The organism is Streptomyces sp. NPDC090106 (assembly GCF_044747265.1).
Lineage (GTDB): Bacteria > Actinomycetota > Actinomycetes > Streptomycetales > Streptomycetaceae > Streptomyces.
The window spans coordinates 56,965-79,236 of the sequence record NZ_JBIVDS010000009.1; the positions used below are offsets into that span (position 1 = coordinate 56,965).

Sequence of the window (22,272 nt, forward strand, 5' to 3'; positions counted from 1 at the left end):
CCCTGCCTCTCCGTTGATCTGTTCTCGTGGTGGCCGTCGGCCGGTTCAGGAGCGGTTGCCGCCGGGCTGACCGTTCTCGGTCCGCCCGCCGTCGGGCTGTTCGATGTCGGCCGCCCGTCGCACCACCGCCTCCAGTGCCCGGAACCAGGTCCGGGCGAGGTCCTGTACCGCGTCCTCGGTGAGGAGTTCGGCGGCGTAGGCCCAGTGGGCGGCGAGTTCGGGGCCCTCGGGCCGGTCCTCGGTGAGGGCGTTGAGGGTCAGGGCGTGCGACATCGGCATGTCCGGGTCGGCGTCGAGGTCGGCGGCGTCCGCTTCGGCGGCGTAGGACCAGTCGACGGCCTCGGGGTGGTCGAAGCGGCCCATGTAGTTGAACTCGATCTGCGGTTCGCCGAGTTCGGCGAGGCGGGCGCCGGTGGCCGGGTTGAGGTGGCGCAGCAGTCCGTGGCCGATGCCGGCGGTGGGCAGTGCGGTGAGGTGGCCGCGGACGCGGGCCAGGGCGGTGTCCAGGGCGGGGCCGCCCGCGAGGGCGTCGGCGGGGTCGGCGTCGCCGGGGTCGAGCCGCACGGGTACGACGCTGGTGAACCAGCCCACCGTCCGGGACAGGTCGGCGTCGCCCGCGAGTTCCTCCTCGCGGCCGTGTCCCTCCAGGTCGACGAGGACCGGCCCGCCGGCGGCGGGGGCTTCGGCCCACCGGGTGCGCCAGTCGCCTACGGCGAGGGCGAACGCGGTCAGCAGGACGTCGTTGACGCTCGCGCCGAAGGCGGCCGGGGCCCGGCTCAGCAGCGGCCCGGCGACGGCGGGGGGCAGCGTCAGGGAGAGGTAGCGGGTTGTGGCGACGGTGTCCCTGGCCGGGTGCAGGGGGCGGGCCAGGGCGAGCCCGGCGCCCGGGGCGAGCGCGGAGGTCCACCAGGGCAGTTCGTCCTCGGCGGCGGGATCCCCGGCGCGCGCGCCGAGCAGCCGTGACCAGCGGGCGAACGACATCTCCACCGGGGCGAGTTCCGGTGTACGGCCGTCCCGTACGGCGGCCCACGCGGTGGCCAGGTCCGGCAGGAGCACGCGCCAGGAGACGCCGTCGATCACGAGGTGGTGGACGAGGAGGAGCAGGCGTCCGCCCCGGCCGGGACCGGCGTCGAACCAGACGGCCCGCACCATGGCTCCCGTGTCGGGGTCGAGTCCGTCGCGTGCGGTCACGGCGTGGCGGGAGACGGCCGCGCGCAGGGCGGTGTCGTCGGCGCCGCGTACGTCGACGCGGGTCAGCCAGGTACTGACGTCCGTGTCCCGGGCGGGCGGCACCCGCAGGGCCGCCTCGGGGGCGCGCACGAGGTGGGCGCGGAGCATGTCGTGCCGGTCGGACAGGGCCTGGAGGACGGCCAGGAGTCCGGATTCGGTCAGGCCGGCGGGGGTGTGGACCAGGGCGGCCTGGTGGTAGGCGGCGAGGGGGCCGCCGCGGTCCACCAGGGCGCGCATGATCGGGGTGAGGGGGACGGTGCCGGTGCCGTCGTCGTGGACGGCGTGCCGTTCGCCGGCGGCCAGGTGGACGGCGACGGCGGCGAGCGCGGTGACCGTGCGGTGCTGGAAGAGCTGGCGGGGGGTGACCCGCAGCCCGGCGGCGCGGGCCCTGGCGACCAGTTGCATGGCGATGATGCTGTCGCCGCCGAAGGAGAAGAAGTCGTCGTCGGTGCCGAGCGCCTGTGCGGGCAGGCCGAGGGCGTCGGCGAACAGGTCGCGCAGGGTGCGTTCGGTGTCGTTCTCCGGGGCCCGGCCGCCGCCCGCGGCGGTGAAGTCGGGTGCGGGCAGGGCGGACCGGTCGAGCTTGCCGTTGGACAGCAACGGCAGCCGGTCAAGGACGACCACGGCGGCCGGGACCATGTAGTCGGGCAGGGCGGTGGCGGCGTGGGCGCGCAGTTCCGTGCCGTCGGTGCCGGGGGCGGCGACCGCGTAGGCGACGAGCTGCCGTACGCCGGGGCGGTGTTCGCGGGCCACGACGACGGTCTGCGCGACGGCCGGGTGGGTGTCCAGCGCGGCCTCGATCTCGGCGAGCTCGACGCGGTAGCCGCGGATCTTGACCTGGTCGTCGCTGCGTCCGGCGAACTCCAGGAGCCCGCCCTCGGTCCAGCGGGCCAGGTCACCGGTGCGGTACATGCGGGCGCCCGGTGCGGTGGCGTAGGGGTCGGCGACGAAGCGTTCGGCGGTCAGGTCCGGGCGGTCCAGGTAGCCGCGGGCCAGGCCGGGTCCGGACAGGTACAGCTCGCCGGTGACGCCCGGCGGGACGGGGCGCAGGGCCGTGTCGAGGACGTAGGCGCGGGAGTCGTGCACCGGGCGTCCCACGACGGGGCGGGCGCTGTCGCGGACGTGGCCGACGAGGGCGTCGACGGTGGCCTCGGTGGGCCCGTACAGGTTGAACGCCTCGGTGTCGGGGAGTGCGGCGAGCCTGCTCCAGAGGGATTCGGGGACGGCCTCGCCGCCGAAGCCGACCACGGCGAGCGGGCAGCGGCCGTCGGGGCCGATGAGCCCGCTGTCGGCCATCTGGGCGAGCAGGGAGGGGGTGACCTCGATGAAGTCGATGTCCCGGTCGCGGAGGAACGCGGCGAGGAGTTCGGGGTCGCGGCGGGTCTCGTCGTCGGCGATGTGCAGGGCGTGTCCGTCCAGGAGCCACAGCTGGGGCTGCCAGGAGGCGTCGAAGGAGAACGACCAGGCGTGGCCGATGCGCAGATGCTGGCGTCCGGTGCGCTCCTTGGCGAGGTCGTGCAGGTCGTGGCGGTGGCTGTGGAAGAGGTTGCTGATGCCGCGCTGGGTGATCACGACGCCCTTGGGCCGGCCGGTGGAGCCTGAGGTGTAGATGACGTAGGCGGGGTGGTCCGGGCCGGGGGGTGCGGGGTCGGCCTGCGGGAGGTCCTCGCTCAGGGCGTCGAGGCGCAGGACGGGGGTGCCGGTGGCGGGCAGGGCGTCGGCGGTGTCGGCGGTGGCCAGGACGAGGACCGGGCGGGCGTCGTCGAGCATGCCGGTGAGCCGGGAGGCGGGCAGGTCGGGGTCGAGGGGCAGATAGGCGGCGCCCGCCTTCATCACGGCGAGGATCGCGGCGATGTGGTCGGCGGTGCGGGGCAGGGCGAGGGCCACGAGACGCTCGGGTCCGGCACCGTGTCCGGCGAGGACGCGGGCCAACCGGTCGGTGCGGGCGTCGAGTTCGGCGAACGTCCAGGTGACGTGGCCGTCGGTGACGGCGACCTCGTCGGGGGCGGCGGCGGCCTGGGCGGTGAACAACGCCGGGACGGTTGCGAGGCGTTCGGCCGCCGGGAGGGCCGTGTCGTTCCACGTCTCGACGACGGTGTACAGGTCGTCGGGGCGGAGCAGGTCGAGGCGGCCCACGGGTCGGCCGGGGTCGGCCGCCATGCCGGTGAGGAGGTGGGTCAGGGCGTCGGTGATCCGCCGTACGGTGGCCGCCTCGAAGAGGTCGGGGCGGAACTCGGCGGTCAGGCGGAGCCGTTCGGCGGGCTCGACGGCCCAGGCGAACGGGTAGTGGGTGGAGTCGGCGTGGTCGAGGACGGTGGCGCGCGGCCGGTCGTCGCTCTCGTCGTCCGTGTCGGCCACGGGGTAGGACTCGAACACGACGAGGGTGTCGAAGAGTTCGCCGAGTCCGGCGGCGCGCTGGATGTCGGCGAGGCCGAGGTGCTGGTGGGCGATGAGGGCGGACTGCTCGTCCTGGAGGCGGTCCAGGAGGGCGGCGGCGCTCTCGTCGGGGCGGATCCGCACGCGCACCGGCACGGTGTTGATGAACAGGCCGATCATCGCCTCGGAGCCCGCCAGTTCGGGTGCGCGTCCGGCGACGGTCGCGCCGAACACCACGTCCTGGCGGCCGGTGAGACGGCCCAGCAGGACACCCCAGGCGGCCTGGACGAGGGTGTTGAGGGTGACGCCGCGGGTGCGGGCGAACGCCTCCAGTTCCGCGGTGCGCCCGGCATCCAGTTCCACGGTGTGGGTGTGCGGGACGGCGGCGGCGCGGTCGGGGTCGGCGGGGACGAGCCGGGTGGGCTCGGCGAGACCGGCGAGGGCCTCGCCCCAGGCGGTCGTGGACCGTGCGGGGTCCTGGGCGGCGAGCAGCCGCAGGTGTTCCCGGTACGGGGCGGGCGCGGCCGGGGTGCGGCCCGTGTAGCGGGTCCAGATCTCGGCGGTGAGCAGAGGCAGCGACCAGCCGTCGAGCAGGAGGTGCTGGTGCGAGAGGACCAGCCGGTGCCGGTCCGGGCCGGTCCGGGCGAGCAGCAGCCGCAGCAGCGGCGGGCGTTCGGGGTCGAAGCGGCGCCTCTCCTGCTCCAGCAGCCGGGGCCAGTCCTGGGGCCCGCCGGTGAGGTCGAGCTGCCGCCAGGGCAGTACGGCGGTGCGCGGTACGACGGCGACGGGCCGCCCGGAGGACAGGTGGCAAAAGCCGCTGCGGAGGTTCTCGTGGGCGTCGAGCACGGCCTGGGCGGCGGCGCGCAGCCGGTCGGGGTCGAGGGGGCCGTCGAGGTCGTAGGAGACCTGGACGGTGTAGACGTCGGGTCCCTCGTCGCCGGAGTCGAGGGCCGCGTGGAAGAGCAGGCCGGCCTGGAGCGGCGAGACGGGCAGCACGTCGGTGCCCGCGGGCAGGGCGGCGACTTCGGCGCGCTCGGCGTCGGTGAGGTCGAGCAGGACGGTGTCCCGGGTCCGTTCGGCGACGGCCCGAGCGGTCACGGTGGCCAGTCCGGCGGCCGACTTGTGGCGGAAGACGTCGCGCGGGCTGAACGCGAGGCCCTCGGCGCGGGCGCGGGCGACCAGTTGCATGGCGACGATGCTGTCGCCGCCGAGGGAGAAGAAGTCGTCCTCCACACCGACCCGTTCGAGGCCGAGGACCTGTGCCACGAGCCCGCACAGGGCTTCCTCCAGCGGGGTGCGCGGGCGGGTGTCGGTGACCTCGGCGGCGAAGTCGGGTGCGGGCAGGGCGCGGCGGTCGAGCTTGCCGTTGGGGGTGAGCGGGAGGGCGTCGAGGGTGAGGACGGCGGCCGGGATCATGTGGTCGGGCAGGGTGCGCGCGGTGTGGGCGCGCAGGACGGCGGAGTCGGCGCCGTCGCCGGACGGCACGACGTACGCGACGAGCCGTTCGTCGCGGACGACGACGGTGGCGTGCGCGACGGCCGGGTGGGCGGTGAGGACGGTCTCGACCTCGCCGAGTTCGATGCGGAAGCCGCGCAGCTTGACCTGGTCGTCGGCGCGGCCGAGGTACTCCAGTTCGCCGTCGCGGGTCCAGCGGGCGAGGTCGCCGGTGCGGTACATGCGGGCGCCGGGCTCGGCGGAGTACGGGTCGGCGACGAACCGTTCGGCGCTGAGCGCGGGGCGGCCGAGGTAGCCGCGCGCCAACTGGACGCCTGCCAGGTACAGTTCGCCGGCCACGCCGGGCGGGGCGGGGGTGAGGGCGGCGTCCAGGACGTAGGTGCGGGTGTTCCAGACCGGGCGGCCGATGGGCACGGCGTCCGGGTCGGCGGGCACCTCGCGGGCGGTGACGTCGACGGACGCCTCCGTGGGGCCGTACAGGTTGTGCAGGCGGCTGCCCGGCAGGACCTGGTGGAAGCGGGCGGCCAGCGGGGCGGGCAGCGCCTCGCCGGAGCACATGACCTGGCGCAGTCCGGTGCAGCGGGCGGCTGCGGGCTCGTCGAGGAAGGCGCGCAGCATCGAGGGCACGAAGTGGGCGGTGGTGATGTGCCGGTGCTCGATCAGGCCGGCGAGGTAGGCGGGGTCCTGGTGTCCTTCCGGGCGGGCCACGATCAGGGTCGCCCCCGTGATGAGCGGCCAGAAGAACTCCCACACGGACACGTCGAACCCGGCCGGGGTCTTCTGCAGTACCCGGTCGTCGGCACCGAGGCGGTAGGTGTCCTGCATCCACAGCAGCCGGTTCACGATGCCCCGGTGGGGCACGGTGACGCCCTTGGGGCGGCCGGTGGAGCCTGAGGTGTAGATGACGTAGGCGGGGTGGCGGGGGTCGTAGGACGTGGGCAGGGGCGCGTGCGCCGGGCGCTCCGGGGCGCCGTCCGGGGTCACGGTGACGCGGGGTACGTCGGTGTCCGGCAGGGTGACGCCCTCGGCGGTGACCAGGCAGACCGGGCGGGCGTCGGTGAGCGTGTGGGCGAGGCGCTCGGCCGGGTAGCCGGTGTCGAGGGGCAGATAGGCGGCGCCGGCGCGGTGGACGGCGAGCAGGGTGATCACGAGGGCGAGGGAGCGCGGCAGGGCGACGGCCACGGTGGCTTCGGCGCGGGCGCCGTGCGCGGCGAGGGTGTGGGCGAGGCGCTCGACGCGCGCGTCGAGTTCGGCGTAGGTGAGCGGGTCGTCCTCGAGGACGAGCGCGGTGCCGTCGGGCGTGCGCGCCGCCTGGGCGCGGAACAGTTCGGGCAGCGTGAGGTCCGGGACGGCGTGCGCGGTGTCGTTGAAGTCGGTGAGGACCAGGGCGCGTTCGTCGTCGAGCAGGACGTCGAGGGTGCCGATGGGCCGGGCGGGGTCGGCGGCGACCTGGGTCAGCAGCGACTCCAGCCGCCGGGCGAGGAGTTCGGCCGTGGCGGGGTCGAAGAGGTCGGCGCTGTACTCGATCCAGCCCTGGATGCCGTCGCCCGCGCCCTGTTCGACGAAGTCGAAGCTGAGGTCGAACTTGGCGGTGTCCTGGCCCAGGGGCTCGCGGCGGGCGGTGAGGCCGGGCAGGGCGGGTCCGTCGCCCTGGCCCGCGAGGTGGACCACCATCACCTGGAACAACGGGTGCCGGGCCAGGGAGCGTTCGGGGTTGAGGTCCTCCACCAGCCGTTCGAAGGGCAGGTCCTGGTGCTCGTAGGCGGCCAGGTCGGCCTCCCGGACGCGGGCGAGGAGGTCGGCGAAGGTGGGGTCGCCGGACAGGTCGGTGCGCAGGACGAGGGAGTTGACGAAGAAGCCGACGAGGTCTTCGAGGGCCTGGTCGCCGCGGCCCGAGACGGGCGCGCCGAGAGGGATGTCGTCTCCGGCGCCGAGGCGGTGCAGCAGGGCCGCGACGGAGGCCTGGGCGACCATGAACAGGCTGACGCCGTGCTCGCGGGCGAGGGCGCGCAGGGCGCCTTCAAGGCGGGGCGGCACGGTGAAGCCGACGGTGCCGCCGCGCCCGCTGGACTCGGCGGGCCGGGGGCGGTCGGCGGGGAGGTCCAGTTCCTCCGGGAGCCCGGCGAGGGTGGCCCTCCAGTGGTCCAGGAGGCTGTCGCCGCCCGTCTCCAGGACGTCCCGCTGCCACAGGGTGTAGTCGGTGTAACTCGCGGGCAGCGGGGCCCAGTCGGGGGCCCGGCCCGCCGTGCGGGCGGCGTAGGCGGTGGAGAGGTCGGCGAGCAGGGGGCGGTCCGACCACTCGTCGGTGGCGATGTGGTGCAGCAGGAGCAGCAGGACGTGCTCGTCGGGGCCGGTCTCGGACAGGGCGGCGCGGAACGGCACGTCCTGTTCCAGGTCGAAGACGTGCCCGGCGGCTCCCGCGAGGTCGGCGAACGGGACGTCGGTCAGCGGTACCTGGGTGTCGTGCGGGTCCAGGATCCGCTGGTGCGGCACTCCGTCGACGGCGGGGAACACGGTCCGCAGGGGAGCGTGCCGGGCGGCCACGTCGTCGAGGGCGGCCTGGAGCGCGTCCCGGTCCAGGGCGCCGGTCAGCCGCCACGCGGAGGGCAGGTTGTACGCGGTGCTCGCGCCGTCGACCTGGGCGAGCAGCCACATGCGGCGCTGCGCGGAGGACAGCGGGAGCAGGGCGGGGCGGGGCCGCGGGTCGCCGAGCGCGGGCCGGGTCCGGTGCGGGGCGGCGGCGGTGCGGGCGGCGAGGCGGGCCACGGTGGGCGCCTCGAAGACGGTCCGGACGGTGAGGTCGGCGCCGAGCGCGGCGCGGGCCCGGCCGACGAGGCGCATCGCGAGCAGCGAGTGGCCGCCGAGCGCGAAGAAGTCGTCGTCCACGCCCACCTGTTCGAGGCCGAGGACGTCGGCGAAGAGCCCGGCCAGGATCTCCTCGCGGGGGGTGCGTGGTGCGTCGCCGGTGGTGGCGGCCGGGGCGGGGGCGGGCAGGGCCTTGCGGTCGAGCTTGCCGTTCGGGGTGAGGGGCAGCGTGTCCAGGGGGACCAGGGCGCCCGGGATCATGTGGGCGGGGAGGACTGCGGCGGCGTGCGCGCGCAGACCGTCCAGGTCCAGGTCGCCGGCGGGCACGACGTAGCCGACCAGGGCCTGTCCGCGGGCGACGACCACGGCGTGGGCGACGGCCGGGTGGCCGGTGAGCACGGCCTCGATCTCGCCGGGCTCGACGCGCAGACCGCGCACCTTCACCTGGTCGTCGGTGCGGCCGAGGTACTCGACCGTTCCGTCGGGCGTCCAGCGGGCGAGGTCGCCGGTGCGGTACAGGCGCTCGCCGGGCGCGCCGTAGGGGTGGGCGACGAAGCGTTCGGCGGTCAGGCCCGGCCGGTTGAGGTAGCCGCGGGCCAGCTGGGTGCCGGCCAGGTACAGCTCGCCGGGGACGCCCGGCGGGACGGGCCGCAGGGCCGCGTCGAGGATGTACAGGCGGGTGTTCCAGACCGGGCGGCCGATGGGCACGCTCGTGGCGCCCGGGGCGATCGGCAGCGCGGTGACGTCGACGGAGGCCTCGGTCGGCCCGTACAGGTTGTGGAGTTCGGCGTCGAGGACCCGGTGGAAGCGGTGGGTGAGCGGGACGGGCAGGGCCTCGCCGGAGCACATCACCCGCAGCAGGCCGGTGCAGTCGGCGGCGGTCGGCTCCTCCAGGAAGAGCTGGAGCATCGACGGCACGAAGTGGACGGTGGTGACGGCCTGTTCGCGGATCAGCCGGGCGAGGTAGGCGGGGTCGCGGTGGCCGTCGGGGCGCGCGACGACGAGGGCGGCGCCGGTGATCAGCGGCCAGAAGAACTCCCACACGGACACGTCGAATCCGGCCGGGGTCTTCTGGAGCACCCGGTCCCCGGCACCGAGGCGGTAGGTGTCCTGCATCCACAGCAGCCGGTTCACGATGCCCTGGTGCGGGACGACCACGCCCTTGGGGCGGCCGGTGGAGCCTGAGGTGTAGATGACGTAGGCGGGGTGGCGCGGGTCGTAGGACGTGGGCAGGTCGCCCTCGGGGCCGGTGGGCAGCGTGTCGCGGATGACGTGGACCGGTCGGGTGTCCTCGGTCATGAGGGCGAGGCGGTCCGCCGGGTGGTCGGGGTCGAGCGGCAGGTAGGCGGCGCCGGCCCGGTGCGTGGCGAGCAGCGCAACGACCAGGTCGGCCGAGCGCGGCAGGGCGACGGCGACGGTGCGCTCGGGCCCGGCGCCGAGGCCCGCGAGGACGCGCGCGGTGCGCTCGACCCTGGCGTCCAGTTCGGCGTACGTCAGCCGCTCCCCCTCGACGACGAGCGCGGTGGCGTCGGGGGTGCGGGCGGCCTGGGCGCGGAACAGTTCGGGGAGGGTGGTGGCGGGGACCGGGCGTCCGGTGGTGTTCCAGCCGGTGAGGACCTGGTCGCGTTCGCCGTCGGTCAGGACGCCGAGGTCCCGCACGGGGGTGTCGGGTGCGGCGGCGACGTCGTCGAGGAGCCGGACGGCACGGTCCGCGAGGTGCCCGGCGGTGGTGGGGTCGAAGAGGTCGGCGGCGTACTCCAGGAGAAGGAGCACGCGGTCGTTCTCGTCGACATAGGTGAAGTGCAGGTCGAACTTGGCCATGCCGGTGTCCATGTCGGACCACTCGGTGGGCAGGCCCAGCACGTCGGGGTCGCCGTCGGGGCGGTGGTGGTAGCCGAGCATGACCTGGAAGAGCGGGTTGCGGCCGGCTTCCCGGGGCGGGTTCAGGGCCTCCACGAGCGCGTCGAAGGGCAGGTCCTGGTGCTCGAAGGCGGCCAGGTCGGCCTCCCGGACGCGGGCGAGGAGTTGGCGGAAGGTGAGGTCGTCACCGGAGAGGTCGGCACGCAGCACCAGGGTGTTGACGAAGAAGCCGACCAGGTCGCCGAGGGCCTCGTCGGTGCGGCCCGCGATCGGGGCGCCGAGGGGGATGTCGTCCCCGGCGCCGAGGCGGTGCAGCAGCGCGGCGGTGGCGGCCTGGAACACCATGAACATGCTGGTGCCGGTCGCGTTGGTGAGATCGCGCAGGGCACGGCCGGTGGCGGCGGGGAGTTCCAGGGTCACCTTGCCGCCGCGGCCGGTGGGCACGGTGGGCCGCGACCGGTCGGCGGGCAGGGCCAGTTCGTCCGGCAGCCCGCTCAGCGCGCCGGTCCAGTGGGCGAGTTGCCGGTCGCCGTCGGCGGCGAGGAGATCGCGCTGCCAGAGCGTGTAGTCGGCGTACTGGACGGGCAGCGGCGCCCACTCGGGTGCGTGCCCCGAGCGGCGGGCCGTGTAGGCGGTGGTCAGGTCGGTGAGGAACGGCCGGTCGGACCATTCGTCGGTGGTGATGTGGTGCAGCACCACGCCCACCACGTGGTCGTCGGCGGCGAGGCGGAACACCTCGCAGCGCAGCGGGAGTTCGGTGCCCAGGTCGAAGGGGCGGCGCTGGGCGGACTCGATCAGCGCGGGCAGCCGCTCCTCGGTGGCGTCGGTGACGTCCAGCGGCGGGTGCGCCTGCGCCGGGGGCAGGATGTGCTGGTACGGCTGTCCCGCCCCGGTCGGGAAGACGGTCCGCAGGGACTCGTGGCGGGCGGCCACGTCCCGCAGGGCCGCGCGCAGGGCGGGGACGTCGAGTGCGCCGCGCAGCCGGAAGACGAGCGGGAAGTTGTAGGCGACGCCGCTGCCGGTGATCTGCTCGACCAGCAGCAGCCTGCGCTGGGCGGCCGACAGCGGCACCCGGTCCGGGCGTTCGGCGACGGCCGTGAGAGTGGGGCGGGCGGGCCTGCCGTTGTCGGAGCGGCCCGCGAGGAGTGCCGGGGTGGGCGCCTCGAAGAGGTCGCGGATGGCGAGTTCGGCGCCCAGTTCGGTACGGGCGCGGCTGACCAGCCGGGTGGCGAGCAGTGAATGCCCGCCCAGGTCGAAGAAGTTGTCCTCCGCGCCGACCTCGGGCAGCCCGAGCACCTCGGCGAACAGCCGGCACAGCACCTCCTCCTGCGGGGTGCGGGGGCCGCGTCCGCCGCCCAGGGCGACCGCGGGTTCGGCGTCGGGCAGGGCCCGTACGTCGAGCTTGCCGTTGGCGTTCATGGGCAGGCCGTCGACGGTGACGAAGGCCGCGGGGACCATGTAGTCGGGCAGTTCGCGGCCCAGGTCCTCGCGCAGCCGCCGCACCAGGGCGCTCGCCTCGCGGGCGGCGGTGGGGTCGTTGGCGTGGGGCCGGTCCGCGCCGCCGGGGCGGAACAGGCCGCCGGTGAGGCGGGGTTCGGGGGCGTCGGACGGCAGGAACACCGCGTCGTAGGTCCCGGGCCGCCCGCACCAGGTGGTCAGCACCCGGTACCCGGCACTGGCACCCAGTGCGTACAGGTCCTCCGGGTCGAGGCCGTCCGCGTCGATGCGGCCGTCGGGGATGCCGGTCACGCGCAGGGCGCCGGGGTGGTCGCCGCGGACGGGGGTGCGCCGGTCGCCGCCGAGGAACTCACCGAGGGCCGCCGCGGCCGACCAGTCGCCGCCGACCAGTCGGCCGATGCCGTGCGCCGCGGACCAGTCGACGACCGGTGCGTCCGCCAGGTCCACGTCCGCGTCACCGGCGTACAGGACGACGTCGTAGCGGTGGCGGCTGAGCTCGTTGTGGTGGCGCGCCCGCTTGGTGCGAAGGTCCACGTGGTGGCCGAGGGTGGTGAAGTAGTCGGGATCGACGAGGAGTTCCTTCTCCAGGCGCAGTCCGCGCTCGACCGCCTGCTCCAGATCGGCGTCGGCGGTGTCCCGGGCGCGCTGGATCTCGGTGTGGAAGGTGCGGGCCAGGCGCAGGTTGCGGACGTCTCCCACGAACAGGGCTCCGCCGGGCGCGAGGAGGGCCATGGCGCCGTCGATGACGGCCGTGAGGTAGTCGACGCTCGGGAAGTACTGGATGACGGAGTTGACGACGATCGTGTCGAAGTAGCCGGTGGGCAGGCCGGTCAGGTCGTCGGCGGGGCGGCAGCGCAGTTCGACGCGGGCGGCCAGCTCGGGGTCGCGGGCGCGGAGTTCGTCGCCGATCTTGCGGATGACGGGGGCGGCGAAGTCGGTTCCCCAGTAGGCCTCGGCGGCCGGGGCGAGCCGCGAGAGCAGCAGGCCGGAGCCGATGCCGATCTCCAGGACCCGGCGCGGGCGCAGGGACTCGATGCGGGCGAGGGTGGCCTCGCGCCACTCGTGCATCTCCTCGAAGGGGATGGGCCGGCCGTCGTAGGAGCTGTCCCAGCCGTCGTAGCGCTCGGTGAAGACGGCGGTGCCGATCTCCTCGTACTCGTCGGAGTAGATCTCCTGCCATTCGCCGACCTGGGCGGCCTCCGCGGCCTCGCGCTCGGTGGAGTCGGCAGCGGCGGGCACGACGTAGCCGACGAGGCGTTCGTCGCGGACGACGACGGCGGCCTGGGAGACCAGGGGGTGACGGCTGAGGGCGGTCTCGATCTCGCCGGGTTCGACGCGGTAGCCGCGGATCTTGACCTGGTCGTCGGTGCGGCCGAGGAAGTCGAGGTTGCCGTCGGGGTTGCGGCGCACCAGGTCGCCGGTGCGGTACATGCGCTCGCCCGGGGTGAGCGCGAACGGGTCGGCGACGAAGCGTTCCGCGCTCAGGCCGGGCCGGTCGAGGTAGCCGCGGGCCAGGCCGATGCCGGCGATGTACAGCTCGCCCGGGACGCCGTCGGGTACGGGGCGCAGCCAGGCGTCGAGGATGTGGGCGCGGGTGCCGCGGATGGGCTTGCCGACGGTGGGGGTGTCGCTGTCGAGGGTGCCGCCGCCGAGGGTGTTGATGGTGTACTCGGTCGGCCCGTACAGGTTGTAGCCGTAGGTGCCCTCGGTGTCGCGCAGGGCCGCCCACACCGTCTCCGGGACGGCTTCGCCGCCGAGGAGCACGAGCGGCGGGACGTGGCCCTCCAGCAGGCCCTGTTCGATGAGGAGCCGGGCGTAGGTGGGGGTGACGTTGACGACGTCGACGCGGTGCCGCTCGCAGTAGACGACGAGTGCTTCGGCGTCGCGCCGCAACTCCTCGTCGCAGACGTGCACTTCGTGGCCCTCGACGAGCCAGAGCAGTTCCTCCCACGACATGTCGAAGGCGAAGGACACGGTGTGCGCGATGCGCAGGCGCCGTCCACCGGCCGCGGCGATGGCCGGTTCGAAGATCTCCTTCTGGTGGTTGAGCTGCATGTTCGTCAGGCCCCGGTAGGGGGTGACGACGCCCTTGGGACGGCCGGTGGAGCCGGAGGTGTAGATGACGTAGGCGGGGTGTTCGAGGCTGAAGCGGCGGTCGACGGGGGTGTCGGGAAGCGCCGCGAGTTCGCCGCGGACCTCGGGGTCGTCAAGGAGGACCCGGGTCATGTCGCCGTCCAGGGTGGCGGAGACGGCGGAGGTGGTGAGCAGCAGGAGCGGGCGGGCGTCGGCCAGTGTCAGGGACAGCCGGTCGGCGGGGTGGTCCAGTTCCAGGGGCAGATAGGCGGCGCCGGTGCGCAGGACCGCGAACAGCGCGACGACCATGTCCAGCGAGCGGGGCAGCGCGAGGGCGACGACCCGCTCGGGTCCCGCGCCCCGGGCGATCAGCAGGCGGGCCATCTGGCTGACGGCGGCGTCGAGTTCGGCGTAGGTCAGGGTGCGTTCGCCGAAGACGAGGGCACGGGCGTCCGGGGTGCGGGCGGCCTGCGCGGCGAGCAGGTCGGCGATGGTGTCCTCGGGGTCGGGGACCTGGCTGGCGGCCCACTCCTGCCGCAGTGCGGTGTGCTCGGCGGGCAGCAGGGGGTCGAGGGAGCCGACCGGGGCGGTGAGGTCGCGGGTGAGCCGGTCCACGAGCAGGGTGAACCGGTCGAGGAGGGCCTGGGCGCGGTCCGCGGGGACGAGGTCGGGCCGGTGGGTGAGGGTGACCGCGATGCGGTGGCCGGGGGTGATGACGAGGTTGGCCGGGTAGTGGGTGGCGTCGACGTTGGCGACGGCGGTCGCGCCGTGGCGGACGCGCAGTTCCTCCAGGCGTTCCCCGGTGTCGTTGTTGCGGAGCACGAACAGGGTGTCGAAGAGCTTGCGGTGCCCGGTCTCGGCCTGGAGGACACCGAGGCTGAGGTGTTCGTACGGCATGAGGTCGAGGCGTTCGCCCTGGATGCGCCGGAGCAGGCCGAGGACCGGCTCGGCGGGGTCGAGGCGGAGCCGGGTCGGGACCGTGTTGAGGAACAGGCCGATGATCTCGCCGACGTCCGGGACCTCGCTGGGGCGTCCGGCGACGGTGGTGCCGAACACGACGTCGGCGCGGCCGGTGGCGGAGGCGAGGGTGAGTCCCCAGGCGGCGTTGAGGAGGGTGTTGAGGGTCAGTCCGTGGGCACGGCCCGTCTCGCGCAGGCGGTCGCCGAGTTCGGCGGACAGCTGGGTGTCGAGCTGGTCGGGGATGACGGGTTCGAGGCCGTCGGGCGCGCTCGGGGCGAGGAGGGTGGGTTCCTCCAGTCCGGCGAGCGCGGTGCGCCAGGCGGCGGTGGCGGCCGTGTCGTCCTGGTGTTCCAGCCAGGTCAGGTAGTCGCGGTAACTGCCGGGCGCGGGCAGGGTGGTGGCGTCGCCGCCGGTCTCGTAGAGCGCGAACAGCTCGTCGAGGAAGAGCCAGGCCGACCAGCCGTCCCAGAGGATGAGGTGGCGGCCGATGACGAGCCGGTCGCCGCGTCCGGCGCCGAGGCGCACGAGGAGCAGCCGGAACAGCGGGGGTGCCGAGAGGTCGAAGCGGCGGTCCCGTTCGGCGGCGGTCAACTCCCCCAGCCGCACGTCCTGTTCGGCGGCGGCGAGGCCGGTGAGGTCGACCACGTCGAGCGGGATCCGCGGGTCCTCGACGATGAACTGCACCGGCTGGTCGAGGCCCTCGCTGGTGAAGCCCGCGCGCAGACCCGGGTTGCGGGCGAGCAGGGTGCGGGCGGCGGCGCGCAGCCGGTCGGCGTCGAGGCGGCCGGCGAAGTCGAAGGTCTCGTGGACGGTGTAGACGTCCAGGGCTCCCTCGTCGTAGGCCGAGTGGAAGAACAGGCCCTCCTGGAGGGGGGCGAGCGGCCAGACGTCGGCGACGGCCGCCGGGGCGGCCAGGGCGCGGACATGGGCGTGCTGCGCCTCGGTGAGCGCGAAGACGGCGGCCGGGCGCGGGGCGGTGGCCTCGGTGACGGCCGGGGCGGTGGCGGCGAGGGCCGCGGGGGTGCGGTGGGTGAACACGTCGCGCGGGCTCAGGTCCAGACCCGCCGCGCGGGCCCGGGCGGCCACGCCGATGGAGCTGATGCTGTCGCCGCCGAGCTGGAAGAAGTCGTCGTCGGGGCCGAGGTCCTCGATGCCGAGCACGGCCGAGAAGACCGCGGTGAGCAGGCGTTCGGAGGGCCCTTCCGGCTCCCGGCGGGCGGCGCGCCGGGCCTCGGGGGCGGGCAGTGCCGCCTGGTCGAGCTTGCCGCTGGGGGTGAGCGGGAGGTCGTCGAGGACGACGTACGCCTCCGGGACCAGGGGCGCGGGCAGGGCTTCGGCGAGGGCCGCGCGCAGGTCGGCGGGGTCGAGGACGGCGCCGGTCGCGGGGACCGCGTAGGCGACCAGCCGCTGCTCGCGCACCACGACCGCGCCGCGTGCGACGGCCGGATGGCGGGTCAGCGCGGCTTCGATCTCGCCGAGTTCGACCCGGTTGCCGCGCAGCTTGACCTGGCGGTCGGTGCGGCCCAGGTAGTCGAGGGTGCCGTCCCCGCGGCGGCGCACCAGGTCACCCGTGCGGTACATGCGGGCGCCGGGTTCCGTGGCGTAGGGGTCGGCCACGAAGCGGTCCGCGGTGAGGGCGGGGCGCCGGTGGTAGCCGCGGGCCAGCTGGACGCCGGTCAGGTACAGCTCGCCGGGCACCCCGTCGGGCACGGGGCGCAGGCAGGGGTCCAGCACCCGCAGGCCGGTGTTCCACACGGGCCTGCCGATCGGGACGGTGATGTCGGGCGCGCCGTCGTAGGTGTGGTGGGTCACGTCGACGGCCGCCTCGGTGGGGCCGTACAGGTTGTGCAGGGGTACGCCGGTCAGCTCGCGCCAGCGGTGGGCCGCCGCGCCGGACAGGGCTTCGCCGCTGCTGAACACCCGGCGCAGGCCGCGGGCCCAGGAGGGGTCGGCGGTGACCTCGTCGGTGGCGAGGAACGCCTCCAGCATCGACGGTACGAAGTGCAGGGTCGTCACGCGTTCGGCCCGGATCAGCCGGGCCAGGTAGGCGGGGTCGCGGTGGCCGTCCGGTGCGGCGAGGACGACGGCCGCGCCCTCGCGCAGCGGCCAGAAGAACTCCCAGACGCTGACGTCGAAGCTGGACGGCGTCTTCTGCAGCACCCTGTCGTCGGCGGTAAGACCGTAGGCGCCCTGCATCCAGGCCAGCCGGTTGGCGAGGGCGCGGTGGGTGACGACGACGCCCTTGGGGCGGCCGGTGGAGCCGGAGGTGTAGATGAGGTAGGCGGGATCGTCGGGGCGGGCGGGCCCGGCTGGCGCTCCCGCGGGCTCCTCGCCCGGTCCCGCACGACCCGCGTCCGGTGTCGGGGCGTCCGTCGTCACGATGTCGAGGCCCTCGACCGCGGGCAGTCGTGCCGCGTCCCGTTCCGTGGTGACGACCGTGATGGCGCCCGAGTCGGCCAGCATGTACGCGAGGCGCTCGGCGGGGTAGTCGAGGTCCAGGGGCAGATAGGCCGCCCCGGACCTGAGGACGCCCAGCAGGGCCACCATCAGCTCGGCCGAGCGCGGTACGGCGACGGCGACGAACCCTTCCCGGCCCGCGCCGCGCGCCCGCAGTCGGGACGCCAACTCCTCGGCGCGGGTTTCGAGTTCGGCGTAGGTGAGGGTGGTGTCCTCGAAGACCACCGCTGTCGCGTCCGGGGTGCGGGCGGCCTGGTCGGCGAACGCGGTGGCGAGGGTCGCGGCCGGAACGGGGCGGGTCTCCCCCGCCGGATGGGCGGTCTCGCGCTCGCGCGGCGTGAGCAGGTCCAGGTCGGCGGCCCTGGTGGCGGGGTCGTCGGCGAGGGCCTCCAGGACGAGGGCGAGGCGGTCGGCGAGCGCCTGGACGGCTGTCGCGTCGAGGCGGCGCGCGTGGTGCTTCAGGCGCAGGTCGAGGCGGCGGCCCGGCTTGACGATGAGGGCGAGGGGATAGTGGACGGTGTCGTGGAAGGCGTGCCCTGCGAGGGCGACGGTGCCGGTGGGGTCCGTGACTCCGGGTGAGCCGTCGGCCCGCCGGTCGTTGGCGGGGTAGTTCTCGAACACGACGAGGGTGTCGAAGAGTTCGCCGCCCCCCGTGTGCCCGGCGGCCCGCTGGATGTCGGCGAGGCCGAGGTGCTGGTGGTCCAGGAGCGCGCTCTGCTCGTCCTGGAGCCGGTCCAGTACCTCGCCGAGGGTGTCGGCGGGCGCCCAGCGCAGACGGGTGGGCAGCGTGTTGATGAACAGGCCGATCATCGACTCGATGCCGTCGACGGCGGCGTCGCGTCCGGCGACGGTGGTGCCGAACAGGACGTCCTGGCGGCCGGTCGTCCGGCCCAGCAGCAGGCCCCAGGCGCCCTGTACGAGGGTGCCGAGGGTGACGCCGCGCTCCCGGGCGCGGGCGGCGAGCCGGGCGGTGAGGCGCTCGGGCAGCTCCACGCGGATCTGGGCGGGTTCGACCGGTCCGACGGGTGCGGGCGCCTCGACGAGCCGGGTGGGCTCCTCCACCCCGGCCAGGGCGGTGCGCCAGGCGGCGAGGGCGGCCTCCCGGTCGGCGCCGGCGATCCGGGCGAGGTAGCCGCGGTAGGGGGCGACTTCGGGCAGGGGGGCCGGGTTCTCGCCGTACAGGGCGAGGAGTTCGCGGTGCAGGACGGGCAACGACCAGCCGTCGGCGACGATGTGGTGGAACGTCAGCAGCAGACGGCTGCGTTCCTCGCCGAGCCGGATCAGCGCGCAGCGCATCAGCGGCGGGCGGGCCAGGTCGAAGCGGTGGGTCCGTTCGTCGGCGGCGACGGCCTCGGCGAGCGCCTGCCGGACGGTGCCGTCCTCCTGCGCGGTCAGGTCCACCTCGCGCCAGGGCAGTTCCAGTCCGGTGGCGACGAGCTGGACGGGGCGGCCCTCGGCTGTCTGCCGGAAGCAGGCGCGCAGCGGGGCGTGCCGGTCCAGGAGCCGCCGGGCGGCCGTGCGCAGGAGGGTGCCGTCGACCGGTCCGGTCAGTTCGACGACCTGCTGGACGACGTAGGCGTCGTTCTCGGCGCCGTCGACGAGGGCGTGGAAGAAGAAGCCCTCCTGGAGCGGGCCGAGCGGCAGCGCCTCCTCCACGGTGACGGGGTGCTCGCCCTGAAGGGCGGCGAGTTCGTCCGGGGACGGCTGCCGCCAGGCGAGGGCGCGGGTGCCGTCCGGGTCCGCGGCGCGGGCGACGGTGGCCAGTTCGGCGACCGTGCGGTGGCGGAAGACGTCGCGCGGCGTGAGCTCCAGTCCGGCGCGGCGGGCCAGGATGAGGAGCTGGACGGCGACGATGCTGTCGCCGCCGAGGGCGAAGAAGTCGTCGTCGACGCCGACCGCGGGCAGGCCGAGGGCGCGCGCGTACAGGTCGCACAGGAGGCGTTCGCGGGCGCTGCCGGGGGCGCGTCCGGTGCTCAGGCGCGTGAAGTCGGGCAGGGGAAGGGCGGCGGTGTCCAGCTTGCCGCTGGGGGTGACCGGCAGCCGGTCCAGCGGGACGAAGGCCGCCGGGACCATGTAGTCGGGCAGGTACTCGCCCGCGTGGGCGCGCAGGGCCGTCATGAGGGCGGTGACGTTGCGGAACGGCGCCGGGCGGTTGGTGAGCGGGTACCGGCCGGCGGCGCGGTACGGGGCGACGGGGAGTGCGTCGCCCGCGGGGGCGAACACGGCGTCCAGGCTGCCGTCCTCGGCGTCCCCGTTCCAGGTGAGCGCGGCCTCGTAGCCGTGGCGGGCGGCGGCCTCGTGCAGGGACTCGGGGTCCACGCCGTAGGGGGCGGTGGCGGGTCTGCTGCTGTCGGCCAGGGCGTCGAGGGCGGCCAGGTCGTCGGCGAGGCGGGAGTTGGGGATGCCGGTGACGCGCACCGGGCCGGGCCGGGTGGCGAGCAGGTCGTCCAGGGCCTGCACCGAACCGAGCGCGGACCAGGGGGACTCGGCCGCGTCGGCCACCTGGGTCGCCTGGGCCGTCTCGGCCGTCTCGGGCCGCAGGACGACGTCGTACCGGTAGCGGGTGAGTTCGTTGTGGTGGGTGCCGCGCTTGACGCGGATGTCGGCGGTGAATCCGTCGAGGCGCGTGAAGTAGTCGGGGTCGACGAGGAGTTCGCCCTCCCAGGCGATGGCGCGGTCCACGGCGGCCCGCAGGGCCTCCTTGTCGCCGTCCTGGTCCGTGCCCCGGACCCGTCCGGCCTCGATCGCGGCGCTCAGCGGGCGCAGCAGTCGCAGGTTGCGCACGTCGCCGACGAAGAGGGCTCCCCCGGGCGCGAGCAGCGCGGCGGCGTCGCGCAGGACACCGGTGAGGTAGTCGCCGCCCGGGAAGTACTGGAGGACGGAGTTGACGACGACGGCGTCGAAGTGGCCCTCGGGCAGCCCGGTCAGGTCGTGGGCGGGCCGGGCCAGCAGGGTGACCCGGTCGGCGAGTTCCGGCACGGCGGCGACCTGGGCGCCGAGGGCCCGTACGGCCTCCTCGGACAGGTCGGTGCCCCAGTACTCCGCGCAGTCCGGGGCGAGCCGGGACAGCAGCAGGCCGCTGCCGACGCCGATCTCCAGGACGCGGCGGGGCCGCAGTCCGCGGATGCGGGCGACGGTCGCCTCGCGCCACTCGCGCAGGTCGGCGAGCGGGAGGGGCAGCCCGTCGTACATGCTGTTCCAGCCCGCGAAGTTCTCCTCGAAGCCCTCCGAGCCCGCCGCCGAGTACAGGAGTTCGTGCAGGTCCTTCCAGTCGGCCACGCCCGCCTCGGGGTCGGCGTCCGCGGCGCCGTCGAGCGAGGGCACGACGTAGGCGGCCAGGCGGCGTTCGCCGGGGCGGTCCTCGCGGACGACGACGGCGGCCTGGTCGACGGCCGGGTGGGCGCGCAGCACGGACTCGATCTCGCCGGGTTCGATGCGGAAGCCGCGGATCTTGACCTGGCTGTCGACCCGGCCGTGGAACTCCAGGCGTCCGTCGGCCTTCCAGCGCACGACGTCGCCGGTGCGGTACAGGCGGTCGCCCGGTGCGCCGAAGGGGTCGGCGACGAAGCGTTCGGCGGTCAGGGCGGCGCGGCCGAGGTAGCCGCGGGCGAGTCCGGCGCCGCCGAGGTACAACTCGCCGGTGACACCGGCGGGGACGGGCCGCAGGCGGTCGTCGAGGACGTAGGCGCGGGTGCCCGGGTCGGGCACGCCGATGGGCACGATGGTGCCCGCGGGGGTGTCCGGGTCGCACAGGCCCAGTGTGGAGTTGGTGGTGGCCTCGGTGGGGCCGTAGGCGTTGAACATCATCCGGCCGCGCGCGAAGCGGCCGACGAGTTCGGGCGAGACGCGTTCGGTGCCGGCCAGGAGGGTGGCCGTGGGCGGCAGCCGGACGTCGTCGGGCAGGGCGGCGAGCAGCGCGGGCGGCAGGATCATGAAGGTGATGCCGTGCTCGTTCGCGTAGTCGGCGAGCGGGGCGCCGGGCACCCTGCGGTCGGCGGGCACGACGACGAGACGGCCGCCGGAGAGCAGGCCGAGGCACAGGTCCCAGAAGGCCACGTCGAAGCTGGGCGAGGCGAACTGGAGGACCCGGCTGTGCGGGCCGATCCCGAACCGTTCGACCTGGGTGGCGACCAGCTTGGCGACGCCCGCGTGGGAGAGGACCACGCCCTTGGGGCGGCCGGTGGAGCCGGAGGTGTAGATGACGTACGCCGCGTGGGCCACGGTCAACTCGGCTGCCGCGGAGGGGTCGTGCGGCGGATGGGAGTCGAGTTCGGCGATCGTCTCCGGGGCGTCCAGGACGAGGGGGTCGGTGCCCGGCGGGAGGTCGGGAACCATCTCGGCCGTGGTGACGAGGCAGACCGGCCGGGCGTCGTCGAGCATGTAGGCGATGCGGTCGGCCGGGTAGTCGGTGTCGACGGGCAGATAGGCGGCGCCCGCCTTCAGGACGGCGACCTCGGCGACGATCATGTCCGCCGAGCGCGGTACGGCGAGTGCGACGACCTTCTCGGGTCCGGCGCCCCGGGCGACCAGAGCGTGGGCCAACCGGGCCGCGCGGGCGTCGAGTTCGGCGTAGGTGAGGCGGACGTCCTCATGGACGAGCGCCACCTCGTGCGGGCGGGCGGCGACCTGGTCGGCGAACATGCGCGGCCAGGTCAGCGGGGGCACGTCGTGGCCGGTGTCGTTCCACTCGTCGAGGACGCGGTGCCGTTCCTCGTCGCCGAGGAGTCCGAGGTCGGCGACCGGGGTGTCCGGGTGGGCGAGCGCGTCGGCGAGGAGGGTGCGGTAGTGGCCCAGGATCCGGTCGACGGTGGCGGGTTCGAGGATGTCGGTGCGATGGTCGGCCCGCACCTCGCCGTCGGTGACGGACAGGGCCAGGTCCAGCGGGCCCCCTCCGTCCCAGGGCGTCTCGCCGAATCCGGTGGCGCACAACAGGGCTCCGCCACGGGAGGGTTCGGGGTCCAGGAGCCCGAGCAGATCGGGGACCGGCAGGCGGTGCGTCGCGGCCTCGGCGTACAAGTCCGCCGTCCGTGCCCGCAGTTCGGCGAAGGGGACGTTCCCGTCGACGGTGATCCGCAGCGGGAGTCCGTCGTGGGCCAGCGTCACCTCGGTGGCCGACGCTCCCCCGTAGCGGTGCAGGAGCGCGACGAAGGCGGCGAGACACGTCCGCTCGTCCGCTGTCGAGTGCAGCGGCATCGCGCGTCGGGCGCGTGGTTCGGGGCCGTCGGGCCGGGATGGGCGGGGGTGGTCCAAGGGCAGTGGCACCTCCGGCACGGGTGCGCCGAAGCGTCCGCGCCAGAAGTCACCCGGCTTCGCCGTAGTGGCCGAGGTATCCGAACTAGGTGCAGAAGAAAGCGTGTTGCCCGACACAGCCGCCCGTTCCTCCCCATCGCGGTATGCACGGCCCAGCAGAGCCGCGACCGAATAGTAAGGTAAGCATTGCCTAACTAGATAGGCCAGAGTTCGACTCGGTGACCCCGATCGGCCCCGGGTGGCATGGGTCACAGAGGCTGAGGTTATGCTCACCTAACCTGCTGACAGACCGTCTGGTGATCCGGACGACGACACGGAGACCGGCAAGTGGCTTCAGGCAGAAGGCTT

General features: G+C 74.7%; 1 protein-coding gene. It reads right to left on the reverse strand.

Features of this window, described 5'->3' with window-relative positions; all coding sequences use genetic code 11:
- Window positions 1–45 precede the first annotated feature (45 nt).
- Window positions 46–22,041: a non-ribosomal peptide synthase/polyketide synthase gene (locus ACIPSE_RS27840; RefSeq protein ID WP_401667397.1), complete on the reverse strand. Its 21,996-nt coding sequence runs from the start codon at window positions 22,039–22,041 to the stop codon at window positions 46–48.
- Between the last annotated feature and the right edge of the window lie 231 nt (window positions 22,042–22,272).